This window comes from uncultured Megasphaera sp. (assembly GCF_958350005.1).
GTDB lineage: Bacteria > Bacillota > Negativicutes > Veillonellales > Megasphaeraceae > Megasphaera.
The window spans coordinates 1-14,374 of sequence record NZ_CATWFF010000034.1 but is presented as its reverse complement, the minus strand read 5'-3'; the positions used below and the strand labels follow the sequence as shown (position 1 = coordinate 14,374).

At 52.1% G+C, this 14,374-nt stretch carries 14 protein-coding genes and 1 other annotated feature; of the genes, 4 read left to right on the top strand and 10 right to left on the bottom strand.

The window, feature by feature from the left end; genetic code table 11:
* The 5 genes from Q3886_RS03425 to Q3886_RS03405 all read right to left on the bottom strand — a co-directional run.
* Nucleotides 1-924, bottom strand: a 924-nt coding sequence (locus Q3886_RS03425; protein WP_301859766.1) for an AEC family transporter, incomplete at its 3' end; no start/stop codon positions are given.
* Between the two features lie 83 nt (nt 925-1,007).
* Nucleotides 1,008-1,163: a hypothetical protein gene (locus Q3886_RS03420; protein WP_301859765.1), complete on the bottom strand. Its 156-nt coding sequence runs from the start codon at nt 1,161-1,163 to the stop codon at nt 1,008-1,010.
* A gap of 155 nt (nt 1,164-1,318) precedes the next feature.
* Nucleotides 1,319-2,485: an N-acetylglucosamine-6-phosphate deacetylase gene (gene nagA / locus Q3886_RS03415; protein ID WP_301859764.1), complete on the bottom strand. Its 1,167-nt coding sequence runs from the start codon at nt 2,483-2,485 to the stop codon at nt 1,319-1,321.
* Nucleotides 2,486-2,841: 356 nt separating this feature from the next.
* On the bottom strand, nt 2,842-3,132 hold the full coding sequence (locus Q3886_RS03410; protein ID WP_301859763.1) for a hypothetical protein: 291 nt from the start codon (nt 3,130-3,132) through the stop codon (nt 2,842-2,844).
* A gap of 29 nt (nt 3,133-3,161) precedes the next feature.
* Nucleotides 3,162-4,334, bottom strand: coding sequence for a DNA polymerase IV (locus Q3886_RS03405; protein WP_301859762.1), 1,173 nt, complete (start codon nt 4,332-4,334; stop codon nt 3,162-3,164).
* A 182-nt stretch (nt 4,335-4,516) separates the two neighbouring features.
* On the opposite strand from Q3886_RS03405, the gene Q3886_RS03400 reads away from it, so the two are divergent.
* The 4 genes from Q3886_RS03400 to Q3886_RS03385 all read left to right on the top strand — a co-directional run bounded on the left by Q3886_RS03400 (nt 4,517) and on the right by Q3886_RS03385 (nt 8,793).
* Nucleotides 4,517-5,458 carry a LysR family transcriptional regulator gene (locus Q3886_RS03400; protein WP_301859761.1) on the top strand — a complete coding sequence of 314 codons (942 nt, stop codon included), beginning with the start codon at nt 4,517-4,519 and terminating at the stop codon, nt 5,456-5,458.
* A 6-nt stretch (nt 5,459-5,464) separates the two neighbouring features.
* Nucleotides 5,465-6,247 (top strand): hypothetical protein, encoded by a 783-nt coding sequence (locus tag Q3886_RS03395; protein ID WP_301859760.1) that lies wholly within the window; start codon nt 5,465-5,467, stop codon nt 6,245-6,247.
* A 163-nt stretch (nt 6,248-6,410) separates the two neighbouring features.
* Nucleotides 6,411-6,651: a binding site (T-box leader), on the top strand.
* A gap of 48 nt (nt 6,652-6,699) precedes the next feature.
* Nucleotides 6,700-7,710 carry a ketol-acid reductoisomerase gene (ilvC, locus tag Q3886_RS03390; protein WP_301859759.1) on the top strand — a complete coding sequence of 337 codons (1,011 nt, stop codon included), beginning with the start codon at nt 6,700-6,702 and terminating at the stop codon, nt 7,708-7,710.
* Nucleotides 7,711-7,869: 159 nt separating this feature from the next.
* The gene (locus Q3886_RS03385; RefSeq protein WP_301859758.1) at nt 7,870-8,793 is read left to right on the top strand and encodes a radical SAM protein; all 924 of its coding nucleotides are present in this window, start codon (nt 7,870-7,872) and stop codon (nt 8,791-8,793) included.
* A 3-nt stretch (nt 8,794-8,796) separates the two neighbouring features.
* On the opposite strand, the gene Q3886_RS03380 is transcribed toward Q3886_RS03385, so the two are convergent.
* The 5 genes from Q3886_RS03380 to Q3886_RS03360 all read right to left on the bottom strand — a co-directional run bounded on the left by Q3886_RS03380 (nt 8,797) and on the right by Q3886_RS03360 (nt 14,338).
* The gene (locus tag Q3886_RS03380; RefSeq protein WP_301859757.1) at nt 8,797-10,200 is read right to left on the bottom strand and encodes an FAD-binding oxidoreductase; all 1,404 of its coding nucleotides are present in this window, start codon (nt 10,198-10,200) and stop codon (nt 8,797-8,799) included.
* A 172-nt stretch (nt 10,201-10,372) separates the two neighbouring features.
* On the bottom strand, nt 10,373-11,656 hold the full coding sequence (locus tag Q3886_RS03375) for a DUF445 domain-containing protein (RefSeq protein WP_301859756.1): 1,284 nt from the start codon (nt 11,654-11,656) through the stop codon (nt 10,373-10,375).
* Between the two features lies 1 nt (nt 11,657).
* Nucleotides 11,658-12,932 carry a DUF445 domain-containing protein gene (locus tag Q3886_RS03370; protein WP_301859755.1) on the bottom strand — a complete coding sequence of 425 codons (1,275 nt, stop codon included), beginning with the start codon at nt 12,930-12,932 and terminating at the stop codon, nt 11,658-11,660.
* A 42-nt stretch (nt 12,933-12,974) separates the two neighbouring features.
* Nucleotides 12,975-13,673: an MBL fold metallo-hydrolase gene (locus Q3886_RS03365; RefSeq protein WP_301859754.1), complete on the bottom strand. Its 699-nt coding sequence runs from the start codon at nt 13,671-13,673 to the stop codon at nt 12,975-12,977.
* A gap of 251 nt (nt 13,674-13,924) precedes the next feature.
* Nucleotides 13,925-14,338, bottom strand: a complete 414-nt coding sequence (locus Q3886_RS03360; RefSeq protein ID WP_301859753.1) for a SoxR reducing system RseC family protein — start codon at nt 14,336-14,338, stop codon at nt 13,925-13,927.
* Between the last annotated feature and the right edge of the window lie 36 nt (nt 14,339-14,374).

The window sequence follows — 14,374 nt, the reverse complement described above, 5'->3', positions numbered from 1 at the left end:
ATATTGGAATACAAATACCAGAGCCGGCATGGTGCCAATAGACAGGACCGTAGACAGGACACACAATTCTGCCGAATACGTCGGATCCTGATCGTACAGTTCGGCCATGGACGTGACAACTGCCGCCGTCGGTGTGATAGACGCAATGAAGATCGTCATGAGAACGGCTTTGCCATCGTCAATAAACGAGGCCATATGGAGTCCGGCAAAGATAGCTACCAGCAGAAAGGGATAGGCTACGAGGCGCAGCAGTACAGGCAGGTAGTTATGGAGCTTACAGAAGATTTCCTTCAAGTTGCAGTCAGCAATGGCCATGCCTGTAATGAGCATGCCTACAGGACCAATCATCATGCCTACGCTGTTCATGGTCTGATCCAGCAGGGGCGGAATTTTGATCTGAAATATAAACAGGACTGCACCAGCAATAATAGCCAAAATATTAATGTTGCCAATAATATTCTTAAAGTGTACTTCCCCCTGTTCACACAGCAAATGGCTGCCATGGGTCCACAGCAGCGTCAGCTGGACCACCATATACGTACAGGGATAGATGACGTACTGTGTCCCCAGCAGCGCAATAATCAGGGGAAAGACGAGAATACCTGCATTGGTATAAATGAGCGAAGCCTGTTCGATGGCTTTCAGCCGCAGCGCCGGACGCAGCAGGGCCGTAAGGATAATAAAGATGACGTGAACGGCAACAGACGCGCCCAGGGCAAAGAGCAGCCCTGTTTTGACCTGATCTTCTGCCTCGATCTGGAAAGAATGAATGATGACACAGGGCAAAATAAGATAAACCAGCAAAATGGACAGAGCCCGGCCGTCCGATGCTTTCAGCTTCCCTGTCCGGATGAGGACAAAGCCCATAACCATGATGAGGAACAGTTTGAAAATTTCCTGCAGTAAAATAAGACTGATTTCCACTCCATACACCGCCTTTGGAAGACATAAATAAAAATCGTATCCCTTTTCGGCAGGAATACGATTTTTTCATCTGTGCGTGCAGCCTATCGATACCGCTGCGGCACTTCCTTATAGTGTTCTGTTTCAGCTGCACACCGTTCGTCCAGGAACGAAGAGACAGTGCGAACCAGCCCCTGGCCGACATATACAAAAACAGCTCCCAATACGACACTGCACAGTATGCTTACCATCTCATTCATCCCCTTTCAGGCCGTATGCTGCCTCCTTACGTTAGTCCTATTCTACAATATTTCTTCCTGTTGTCAACGCATTTGCCATAAACTGACGGCATAGTTATATCATGTCATGTATATCTTTTATGCATATCAATGGCATAGCCGCCAATGATTCCCGGCTAGTTCGCACGATTATCGTCTTCGTTATATACCAGGCTGCCGGCAATGACGGTCTGCTTGACGTGAAAATCCGTGCTGTCCAGGACGACCATATCAGCCTGCTTGCCTTCTTCCAGTGATCCCAGGCGGTCGTATACGCCCAGATCCTTGGCCGGATTGATCGTCGCCATGGCAACGGCATCAGGCAGAGATGCGCCTGTATTGACCAGGAAATGATAGATCACGTCGTTCATGGCTGCCGTACTGCCGGCCAGCGTGCCGTCGGCCAGCCGGGCCTGCCCGTTCTGTACAAATACTTTCTGTCCGCCTAATTCCGATTCGCCGTCTGGCAGCAGACAGGCCCGCATGGAATCGGTCACCAGAATAATGCCGTCCCGGCCTTTGGCCTGATACAGAACCTTCTGCGCTCCCGGATGGACGTGGATATCATCGCAGAGCAGTTCGCAGTGAATATCCGGATTGGCCAGGGCCGCGCCGATAAGGCCGGGATGACGGTGATGAAAGGGTCCCATGGCGTTGTACACATGGGTGGCATGACAGACAGAACACAGCTGAGATGCTTCCACAGCCTGTTCATAGGTCGCGCCGCTGTGTCCAAAAGATACGACAATGCCATGACGGCTGCATTCTTCCAGAAACCGACTGGACTGCAGCGTTTCCGGCGCCAGCGTAACGATCTTGACAGTATCGGCATACGGCGCAATCCAGGAAAAATCTGCCTTTTCAATATACGTGCTGTCCTGGGCGCCTTTATAGTCGGCACTGATGAAGGGCCCTTCCATGTGAGCGCCGAGAATCTGTGCCCCTTCCCGGTCAGCTGCCATGGCCGTCCGGATCCGTTCCAGTGCTTTTTCGACAGCCGGACGGGCTGCCGTCATTGTCGTCGGCACGAAAGATGTCACGCCCGTTGCCGGCAGAGCCTTCTGCATAGCTGCCAGAGCCTGATCGTCATCATCCATCGTATCAGCGCCGGCACAGCCGTGAATGTGCTCGTTAATAAATCCCGGCACGACAAACCCGCCATTGGCATCGATCAGCTCCGTGCACATGCCGGCCCGGAACTGACGGCGCGGCACGATTTTCCAAATATCCTTTTCGTACATCAGTACCTGACCTGTTACGATTTCGTGGGGCAGGACCAGTAACCCGTCAATAATTGCTTTCATCTGTCTCTATCACCTCTGTCATCCTAACCTGGATGTATGTTGGAGCAGGACTGTCAGTACCTGCCTGTGGACAAATACGCATTTTAAGTTATCCACATTTTTCTATCATTTATACACATGGTTTATGCACTATCCACATTTCATATAAATGCGGTATTTACGCCATTTTCAGCACGTATCGAACACCTGTTTTGCTGATTTTGCTTCTACTTATCCACAAACACACACTGTGGCACTTCAATATATACACATCCATGCATGGCGTATTTACGCCTTTTTTACATCATATACACATTCTGGCCACAGGTTATCCACAAAATTGTGGATACCTTGTGGATAACCAGCCAGATATGGCTTTATACCTCTACGGGACGGCTCCAGTCGATGTGCACACCCAGAGCCAGCCAGATATAGCACAGTGCCAGTTTCAGCGTTTCCACACTCGATGTCGGCACGGCACTGACTACTTCGTACTGCGACAGCGACACAAACCGGTGCATAGCCTGTTCTACCGTCAAATACTGTCTGACTTTTTCATTTATTTCATCATCGTGAAGGCATACGGACAGGTCTTTCGTATCCGTATTATAAGCGATATAGCCATTGCAATTCGTTCCTGTATGTGCTGCCACCGTAAATACTGCCATAATTCATCTACTCCCTTTATACTCATTTTTTATTCTTTTTCGTGGGACATTTCCCATAAAAAGCCTTTCATAATAGCCTGTCGTCCAAAGCGCTGCTGCAGCTTGTCGATTGCTTCGGCTACTTTTTCCTTCGTTTCTTCATCTTCTGAAAATAAATCGCCCTGTACCTGATGGGTCTGAAGCTGACTGACTGACAGTCCCAGCAGACGGATGGGGTCGCGGGAACGGCATTTATGGTACAGGCGCTTGGCCATGAAATACAGCTGATCTTCCGAATTCGTCCCCATCGTGTCCAGTGTGAGCGAACGGGTCAGGGTCTGAAACGAAGCAAACCGCAGTTTAAGCGTAATTGTCCGGCCCATGAGATGATTCTGCCTGAGCCGCCACGACACTTCATTGGCCAGGAGGCGGAGCTGTTCATCCACTTCCGCCTCTGTCAGCAAATCGTGAGCATACGTATGCTCACCACCGACGGATTTGGGCCGGCGGCTTACTTCCAGCGGCCGGTTGTCCCGGCCCAGAGACAGGTCATACAGGCGGTGCGCCTGGTTACCGACGACGGGAATCAGGGCTTCCATGCCTGCTACAGCGACGTCACCGATAGTATGAAATCCGGCATGGCGCAGCGCTTCTTCCGTCACCTTGCCGACGCCCCACAGCCGGCTCACCGGCAAGGGCTGCAGCACCTCCCGTTCCTGGCCATACTCAATCCACATGAGCCCATCTGGCTTCTGCAGGTCCGAAGCCAACTTGGCCAGGAATTTGTTAGGGCCAATGCCGGCCGAGGCGATGAGCCCTGTCTTTCGCCGTATATCTTCTTTTACAGCCTTTGCGATCTCAATGACCGGAGAATACATCCGTTCCATGCCGGATACATCCAGAAAGGCTTCATCCAGGGCCAGGGGCTCAATAAAAGGGGAATACCGCGATAAAATAAGCCGTATTTGGTGAGAAATCCGCCGGTAATAGGACATGCGCACTGGCAGAAATACGCCATTAGGACACAGGCGGCGGGCCATTTTCATACTCATTGCCGAGTGGACGCCGAACTTCCGCGCTTCATACGATGCCGTCGCCACGACGCCCCGGTTCATGAGGCCGCCGACGATGACCGGCACGCCCTGCAGAGCCGGATTGTCCCGCTGTTCGACAGAAGCATAAAATGCGTCCATATCGACATGCATAATCCAACGTACAGCCACTATCATTCTCCTCTCTTCGTATGTATATCCCTATTATACAACCTTTTGCCAATCCAACATAGACAGGACTGACAGGACAATGTGAAATTCTGCTAAAAAAACCATCTCTTCAGGCAGATAATATTCTACTATGCAAGTAAATATGGTATGATTAGACTATTAACGCGAGGTGATACATTGTCATGGATTTGTTCCAACTTACTTACTTTATTGAAGTAGCACATAAAAAGAGTTTTACTAAAGCCTCCAAGGCCCTCCATATTAGCCAGCCATCTATCAGCAAGGGAATCAAAGCGTTGGAAGACCATTGGAATGTCCGCCTGTTCGACCGCAAGGGAAAAAACATTGAGCTTACGGAAATGGGCGCCTATTTACTGCCTAAAATCGAAGATATTATGAAAGACTTTACGCGGCTCAACGAAGAAATGGAGTCGCCCCAGCTGCTCAACGCCGGCAAGCTGGCTATTGGCGTGCCGCCCATGGTCGGCTCATCAGTAATTTCCCCGTTTATTGCCAGTTTTATCAATTCCTATCCGCGCATCGATCTGGAAATGAAAGAAGTAGGCTCTCTGGAAGTCATTTCCGCTATTGACGACGGCCTCATTCAGGCCGGTTTCGTTGCCCTGCCCATTACGACAGATATTCCCTATGAATTCTTCATTTTCCACGAAGAACCGCTGGAAGTCGTCCTGTGGCCTGATCATCCCCTGGCCAGCCGCCAGGACCTGACCTTGCAGGATATTAAAGACGAATCTCTGGTCTTTTATACCAAAGCCTTCGCCCTCAATCCCTATCTGCGCTCGTTCTACCAGTCCATTATGTCCCATCCGAAGATCGTCTGCAGCTCCAGTAACTGGGACTTTCTGGCCCAGATGGTCGCCAGCCGCCTGGGCATTTCTCTCATGCCCCAGAGCATCTGCCGCCGCATCCCCCAGGAATCGGCCGTTTCCGTCCCCCTGAGTGATCCTCACATTTACTGGACACTGGCGCTCATCTGGAAGAGCAAAGGCTATTTGTCCCACCCGACACGCATATGGGTCCAGTCCTTTAAAGAGTATTTCAAAGACGCTGCCGCCAGCATCCAGAATAAAGACGCTCTTCAGGCACCGTACAGTCAGGAGTAATGGCATATGACTACTACAATATTATCTTCAGCAGATAAAGAAGAAATTTTTTCCCATCAGAAAGACAACGGCCCTTTCAGTGCCCTGGCCGTCACAGCAGGATGCCTGAATTATATGGACCGCCTGAACCGGAAGCGCCTGGACGTACAGGCCGACCCACAAGCACGCCGAAACGCAGGCCTTCGGCTGGTTTCACTGGAACAGTCCCTGGTGCGCTATATTACAAAGGAGACGCCGCTCAGCTATTTTGACGCCGATTTCCGTCAGGAAACAGATCAGTATATCCTGCTGCGGAACATTTTCCTGAAAGCAGAAGCCTTTACCTTTAAGCGCCACCGTCTCCGCTTTCTCCTCGATCTGCTCCGCCTGTACCGGGATGATCCCTGTCAGATCCTGCCTGAACGGGACGCGCTGCGGGATAAGTGGGAACATGAGCTTCTCCACAACTACCTGCTTCTCGACATGGGCCAGAAAAATACGGAAGACATTGGCCGCGAAGCCATTTCCAACGGCTACCACGAATGTGACTATACTCTGGACATTGAAGACGTATGGAAACAGCCTATGCAGGCGGTACTGCGCACCAACTTCCGCTACGTCGTCCAGAGCCTGCCGTACAGCAAGGCCGCTCAGGCAACAGCAGCGTACATGAAACAGCATCTGCAGGACCTGGCCTTTTCCCGCTGGGTCGTCGATACCAAAGCCATTGAAGAACTCATGCACAGCGACCTGCCGCCTGTAACAGAGGATGATATTCAGGCTCTGGCAGCTTCCTACCGGATCGGCTGAGTAGCCATGTCGTTTCAGGCCAGTGAGATTAAACGTAATACTTAACTGTTTAACGTTTAACTTGTGCTTTTCTTAAAATTATTTACGAAAATATATTGACAACTCTCAGCCAATCTCGTACAATATGCTCAAGCTTTGAAGCAGAAAGCGATAAAGCCATATCCTACATCGTATGACGGGAACCAGTAGTCTGTACGGCGATATGCAGAGAACCGGCGGTTGGTGCGAGCCGGAATCGCAGGCAGATGAAACTCCTCCCTGACGAGCGGTGCTGAATTCCAGTAAGTGCCGACGGGTCTTTCCCGTTACAGAAAGTGCGTATGATTGTACGCTAGAGAGCGTCCGGCAGCAGTAATGCGCCGGGAAGCAGGGTGGTATCGCGGAATCTTATATCCGTCCCTCTTTTTGAGGGACGGATTTTTTATGTGTACGAAGAAAAAGGAGAGACTGACATGGCAAAGGTATTTTATGAACAAGATGTAAACTGGGATGTTATGAACGGCAAGAAAGTTGCCATTATCGGCTACGGCAGCCAGGGCCATGCCCATGCCCTGAACCTGAAGGAAAGCGGCGTCGACGTCGTCATTGGCCTGTATGAAGGCAGCAAATCGGCTGAAACGGCCCGCAAGGCCGGCCTGGATGTCAAATCCGTAGCTGACGCTGTCAAAGAAGCAGATATTACGATGATCCTCATTCCTGATGAAAAACAGGCTGACGTGTATAAAAGCGAAATTGCCCCCAACCTGAAAGCCGGCAGTGCCCTGGCCTTTGCCCATGGCTTCAATATTCACTTCAAACAGATCGTGCCGCCAGCCGATGTAGACGTCTTCATGGTCGCTCCGAAAGGACCGGGCCATCTCGTTCGCCGTACCTTCGTCGAAGGCGGCGGCGTCCCCGATGTATTCGCTGTCGAACAGGATGCGACAGGCAAATGCTTTGACATTGCCCTGGCCTATGCCCGCGGTATTGGCGGCGCCCGGGCCGGCGTCATTCAGACGACGTTCCAGGAAGAAACGGAAACGGACCTGTTCGGTGAACAGGCTGTTCTGTGCGGCGGCATCTGCCAGCTCATTACCAACGGCTTTGAAACGCTGTGCGAAGCCGGATACCAGCCGGAAATCGCCTACTTCGAAACATTCCACGAAATGAAGCTCATTGTCGACCTCATGTATGAAGGCGGCATGGCAAAGATGCGCAAATCTATTAGCGACACGGCAGAATACGGCGACTACACGGCAGGCCCGGAAGTCGTCACCCAGGACAGCAAGGCAGCTATGAAGAAAGTACTGAGCAATATTCAGGACGGCACCTTTGCCAAAGACTGGCTCCTGGAAAACAAAGCCGGCGGCCGGGCTCATTTCCTGGCCATGCGCCGTCAGCACGCCGAACATCCCATCGAACAGGTCGGCGCCAAGCTGCGGGACATGATGCCCTGGCTCCACACGAAGGAAGACAAAGACTAATTCACTGCATCAGGCATATACACGCTGTCACAGACGCGATGTATGTGCCTGTTTTGCGTTACCGTACTATCGTCTGGCATGGACGGTTTATCCTCAACAGGCAGCGTATGTGGTATAATAAACAGCAATGATTCTGCAAATATAAAGGAGAAATACATCATGTCCACCCCATATTGTTGTACTGACTGTCCCCGTCACTGCGGTGTCGTACGCAGTGAAACCTATACGCCAGATGTCCCCATGCCGGGCTACTGCCATACGTCGCTGCAGCCTGTCGTCGCCCGGGCGGCCCTGCATTTCTGGGAAGAACCGTGCATCAGCGGCAGCCGCGGCTCCGGTGCTGTATTCTTTACGAGCTGCAACCTGCGCTGCTGCTTCTGCCAGAACGCCGTCATCAGCACCACTGGCAGCGCAGGCATTCCCATTACCGTAGCCCGTCTGCGCCGCATCTACGGCGAGCTCATCAGCCAGGGAGCTCACAATATCAACCTTGTCACGCCGACACCCTATACGCAGGCCATTTTGGAAAGCCTGGAGGCACCCCTGCCCGTACCGGTCGTATACAACTGCGGCGGCTATGAATCAACTGAAACGATTGACCGCCTGGCCGGCAAAATCCAGATTTACCTGCCTGACTTCAAGTACTGCGACGCCTCCCTGTCCCAACGGTACAGCGGCGCCGCCGACTACCCCGACGTCGCTGCCCGGGCCATTCTCCGCATGTACGACCAGGTCGGCCCTTATGAACTGGACGACCAGGGCATCCTGCAGAAAGGCGTCGTCATTCGCCACCTCATCCTGCCGGGCTGTCTGGACAATACAAAAGCCGTCATCGACTGGGTACGGAACCACTTCGATGACGGCCAGGTACTATTCAGTTTGATGCGGCAGTATGTCCCCTGCGGTCAGGCTGCGGACTATCCGGAAATCAACCGCCCCCTGACAGACGCTGAATACGACGAAGCCGAGCAGTACCTCTTTGACAGCGGTATTGAAGACGGCTTCGTTCAGGAAAAAGACTCAGCCAGCAGTGACTTCATCCCGTCCTTTCACGGCGAAGGAGTCCTGCCGGAATCGCACTGACCCTTATATATCAAAAATCTTGCCGGGATTTAAAATCAGATTGGGATCAAAGGCTTTCTTCACGGCTTTCATCAGCTCCAGGGCAACAGGATCGGCATATTTGGCCAGCAGGGCCTTTCGCTTCTGACCAATGCCGTGCTCGCCCGATACAGCGCCGCCCAGGCCATACACGGCTGCACAGGCTGCGTCTTCAAAAGCTGCAATCTTCGCCTCTTCTTCATCTGGCGCAAAGCCTCGCCGCAGCACGTCCAGATGGAGGTTGCCGTCACCGGCATGGCTGACGCCGCGGAAGCACACGCCCACGTTCTTGCCAATGACTGCCAGCTGATCCAGCAAATCTGCCAGCCGGTCCGGCGGAACGACGAAATCTTCCATAGCCGCCACGGGGCATTCGGCTGCCGACGCTTCCGTAAAGGCCTTGCGGGCATTCCAAACCTTGGCCGCATCGGCTACGAATACTTCCAGCGCTCCCTGGGCCCGACATATGTCATCAACGGCAATGCATATATCATCCAGATCGTCTTCGCTCTTGCCGTCGAGCTGGATAATCATGTAATTGCCCCCTTCATCAGCATAGGGCTGCTTTTCGTCCAAATAGGCTTCGACGACGCGGATGACGTCGTTATCCATACATTCCAGACATGTCGCCTGAATACCCGCTCTGGGCAGAGCCGTCACCAGAGACAGAGCCTGATCGACAGTCGGGAAGACAGCCAGAATATCGGCAGTATATTTCGGCAGGGGCACGAGCTTCAAGGTCAGCTTCGTAATAATCCCCAGTGTCCCTTCGGAGCCAATAATAATGTCTTCCAGTGGATAGCCAGATGCCGTTTTCTTCAGGCGCCCGCCAAAATGAGCAATCTCCCCGGTCGGCGTGACTACTTCGATGCTGTAAATCTGATCCCGCGTCGTACCGTATTTGACGGCCCGGTTGCCGCCGGCATTCGTCGCTGCATTGCCGCCAATAAAGCAGCTGTCGCCGCTGCAGGGATCGCCGGCATACAAAAGTCCCTGGGCTTTTGCTTCTTTCTGCAGCTCTGCCGTAATGACCCCTGGTTCGACGACCATGTACATAGCGTCGGCATTCAGCTCCAAAATGCGGTTCATCCGTTCCGTGCTGAGAACGATGCCGCCGTACTCGTTGACGACAGCGCCAAATTCCAGGCCTGTCCCGGCGCCGCGGGGCACGACGGGAATCCGTTCCCGATTGGCCAGTTTCAGGACTTCCGCCACCTGTTCCACCGTTTCCGGCAGGACGACAGCATCAGGGCGGCGGAAATACTCCCGTTCCACGCCTTCATCTTTCTCATAGGGAATCAATTTATCCACATCGGTCCAAACGTATTTCTCGCCGACAATACCCTGTAATTCTGCAATATTTTCCGGTGTAATCCGTCCATATGACATACTGTGAGTCTCCTTTTCTTCTGCAATATCTCTGATTATACCATAAAAAAAGGGACTGTCCCACACGTCAGGAACCGTCTTCGCTGTTCACCAGCAGAGACGTCCTCGACGGCAGGGCAGTCCTTTCTTCATGTAATTTTAAATACGATTACAGGACAGGGAACCGACAGCCCTATAAAAACAGGCTGCGCAGGAAAGGTACGACAAAAGGTTCATAAAACAGCCGCAGAAAGGCAAAGACCACAAAGCCAATAGAACCGCCCACGAGGGCGCCGTTAATACGAATCCAGGCCAAATCTTCGCCGACTTTGCTTTCCAGGAAGGCATTGAAGCGCCGTTTGTCAAACCCTGTCAGCACATCGCGGACAGCGACGGCAATGAGGGAGTGTTCATGTTCCAGAATGACGTTGCAGGCCCGGCGAATCTGTTCATCGAGCCAGTCCTTAATTTCCGGATGAGACCGGCAGTATTCCAGGTAGTGAAGGAACTGGGCTTCCAGCAGATCTTTCAGTTCTTCTTTCCCCGCATCTCCCCGGGTAAAGTAGTCTTTCGCCGACCGCTGCGTTGCACTGAGCCACTGTTCAATAGGCAGGGAATCGACAAACTGATCCTGCCAGTTCTGCACGCCATAGGCCAGCTGACCATTCATGGAATACAGAAACAGCTCAAATTTACGGCACAGCCATTCCCGGTCTTCTCCTTCGGCCTGTTCCCACTGGTCGAGCCAGGACACAATGCCTTTCTTAATGTCCCTGGCAATTTTATGGGTATCGACGACGCCGATAAATTTGTTAATCGTAATGAGGGATACAGACGAATGCTTCGATTCTTCCATCCACTGCTTGATAAGCCCTTCCAGGAGCGTATCAAAATCATCACTGTTGACCAGCTCCCGGCCCAGGCCGACAGCATCGTTAAACATCTTGCTGTTCGGATCTTCCAGGAGGGAAATAAGACGGTCCTGGAAAAACGAAACCAAAGGCTGCCGCTTGAGATACGTCCGGATATGACGGGCTATGGAGTCCTGCGTATCACCATTCTGTGCATGCCTGTAGGCCCGCTGGGCCACTTCATATAAGAGGGCACGGAATTTTTTCCGTCCTCCAGGGCCGCGGAGCCAGGCCACGAATTTATCCATGAAGGAAATCTGATACAGTTTATCCTGCCACATCTTGGGCTGGAGCAGTTTTTCCGAAATAATGCGGGTAATGCTGTCGATAATCTGCGTACGGTTTCGGTACAGCAGCTCCGTATGATACGGAAATCCCAGTGGCTTGTCAAACAATGCCGTTACGGCAAACCAGTCGGCAATACTGCCGATAAGGGCCGACTGAATGACGAAAAACAGCAGCTCTTCCCACAGCGTCACATCATGGGTATACCCCCACCAGAAAATGAGGGCAAAGCAGACGAAAGACAAGGCCAGAATGGCATTGGCCCGCTGACGATAGGTCATCTTACACGCCCCCTTTCACACTGTACATGAGGAGATAAATGACGGCGCCCAGGACAGCACCGACAAGAGACCCGTTGACGCGAATCATCTGCAGGTCGTACCAGACGCTGCTTTCCAGCTGCTGCGCCAGATACTGGCCGTCGTATTTGAGGATTTCCCGTTCTGCCGTCTTGCCGAACCAGACCTGAAGGCGCTTCAGTTCCCGCGCCGCAAAGGCCAGGGCCGTGCGATTCATCTGCTCGATCTGGTCGGGACTTTGCCGCCAGCTTTCCAGCTTGCCGATGACGTACTTGGCAGCTGCCGTGCAAACCCGCTTCTGCCGGTCCGGATTCTGAACATAGCGCTGCCATGCTTCCTTGGAATCAGGCCGCGTAACCAGACTCTGGTACATGCGGTTCTTATAGCTGTCAATGCGGGCGCGCCATTCGTCGTTAAATTCGATTTGTTCCGTCTGCTTCCACAGATAGTTGAGCGCTTTTTTCCGCTGCGGCGAGTTTTCCTCCTTCGCTTCTTCCAGCACAGCCAGGGCCTTCTTCTGCAGTGTTGCCGCCACGTGGTCCGGGCTGAACACATCCATCTTTAAGGCCGCTTTAATAGCCCATTCAAAGAAAATATTCCGTTCGCTGTACTGGCGCAGAGATGCTTCATAAATCTGACCAATATAGGTCTTCATCGTGTCGCTCTTGATCATCATTTCCAGGTTCAGAATCATGAAATCCAGAAAATCTTTGCCCGATTCACCGCGCAGACCTATCTTAATAGCCCGGCTCATAATCGGCGCCAGGTCAATATTCTCAATGGCCTTGCCGCCAATGCCGGAAAAGGCCTTGACGACGAGATTCATATCGACCGTATACAAAAAGGTATTAAGAATCTGCCCAAATACCCGTTCAGCCGACTGAAATCCCTTTTCCGTGTGTAAATAGTCCAGCGTCGCCCCCAGTACGGGATGATGTTTCAGCACATTGTACATGTTCGGTACTGTCAGGATTTCGCTTTCAATCATGTGCCGCGCCATTTCGGCAATCCGTTCCTTACTGTTGGGAATAAGCGCCGTTTTAAAAGAAATCCCCAGGGGTTTGCGAAACAGCGCCGTCACGGCATACCAGTCAGCCAGGCCGCCAATAAGGGCAGCGCCGGCCAGATGGGTCAGCAGTCCGCCCCAGAAGAAATCCTGAAACGGATATGCCAGCAGCAACAGAATCGCTGCCGCAGCCAAAATGTAATTGGCAATCTGGCTGCGGCGCACGAGTCCCGCTGTATGTAACTCAGTCATACTTCGCCTCCTCTGACCACATGGTCAGCATAGTGTCTTGTATCAGTCTATATCCGTTTCGTCGCCATTTTGCTGCGGAATCCACAGGGGCACATTGCCGTACTTCTGTTTAAATGCTGCCGACGGCGTCCAGGGCGCACCGAAATAATGCATGGGAACCAGGCACCTGCGCACAGTCACATCCTGCAGGAACCGCATGACGCCCCATTCCCGGGCCCCTTCCAGACGGGCATCAACAGGGAAGAACGCCAGGTCTGCCGTCTTGCCGACGAGATGCTTCATTTCCCGGTCTATATTGGCCTTGGCTTCGGCATTATTTTCATCTGTATCTCCCAGCCAGTGCCACCAGTTCAAATCACCGGCATGGAAGATAGCGTAGCCGTCCGTTTCCACCCAGAACGATCCGCCTTCATCAGTCGAGCCGTACTGCGTAATCTGCGCATCTTCCAGCGTAAGGCTGTCATATACGTGCATAACATGGCACTGCGGTGCCGGCACACCTTGCAGATGAACGCCGTCATTGAGAATATACTGCGTCTGCGGGCCGGCAAAATCAGCAATAGCCGGATTGAAATGATCTTCATGCCAGTGGGTCACAAAGAACCATACTTTCTTATTTCTGGCTGCATAGGCTTTGACCACGCCGGCAGGATCTTTAAAATAATCAAATACCAGTACTTTCGTCGCCGTTTCCACAGCAAATCCGCTGTGCGCTAAAAACGTTACATGTAATCCACTCATCTATCGTTCCTCCTTATATTGGCTGTATACATACTCAGGGTATCGTTACTATTATACCATGTAACCGGCCTGATTCCCAATTCTTTATCCATTTCAGACAGGTTCAACATGATTCTGTTTATCCTTCATCTCATTGACGATATCAGCTTTACTTTACAGGGATATACGACCAAAGACAAAAAAGAAGACCAGCTGTTGCCAGTCTTCTCATCTATCAGCAGTATCCCCTTCGGCCCCTGCCTGTTCACTACCTATTCTTCTTCCTCTATAATAACTTCCGTAATCGTTGCTGTCGTGTCCATTTGCCGTCCCAGAGCGGCGCCGTAAGATTTCCATATGCCCAAACTGATGACAAAGCCGAGGACTACACCGACGACAGCAGCTATGACGCTGGAACCGGCCTGATACCCCAGAATCCCGCCGATAATGACCAGAATGAGGGGCACAATGAAGCACATAAAGGAGCTCATAATCAGGTGCTGATCTGGAATTTCATAGCGTACATCCTGTCCTTCCTGGGCACCAATAGGATTATAGGCCTGTACATATACGCGGTCGGCACCGAAGCAGGCGCTGCAAGCCACATATAAATGATCTTTATGAACCTGAACTTTTGCCAGGCCGCTGTTCAAAATTTCCGTAATCCGTCCTTCACCGATACGCATACCCATTCCCTCCTTATACGCAGTATAGAATAATAT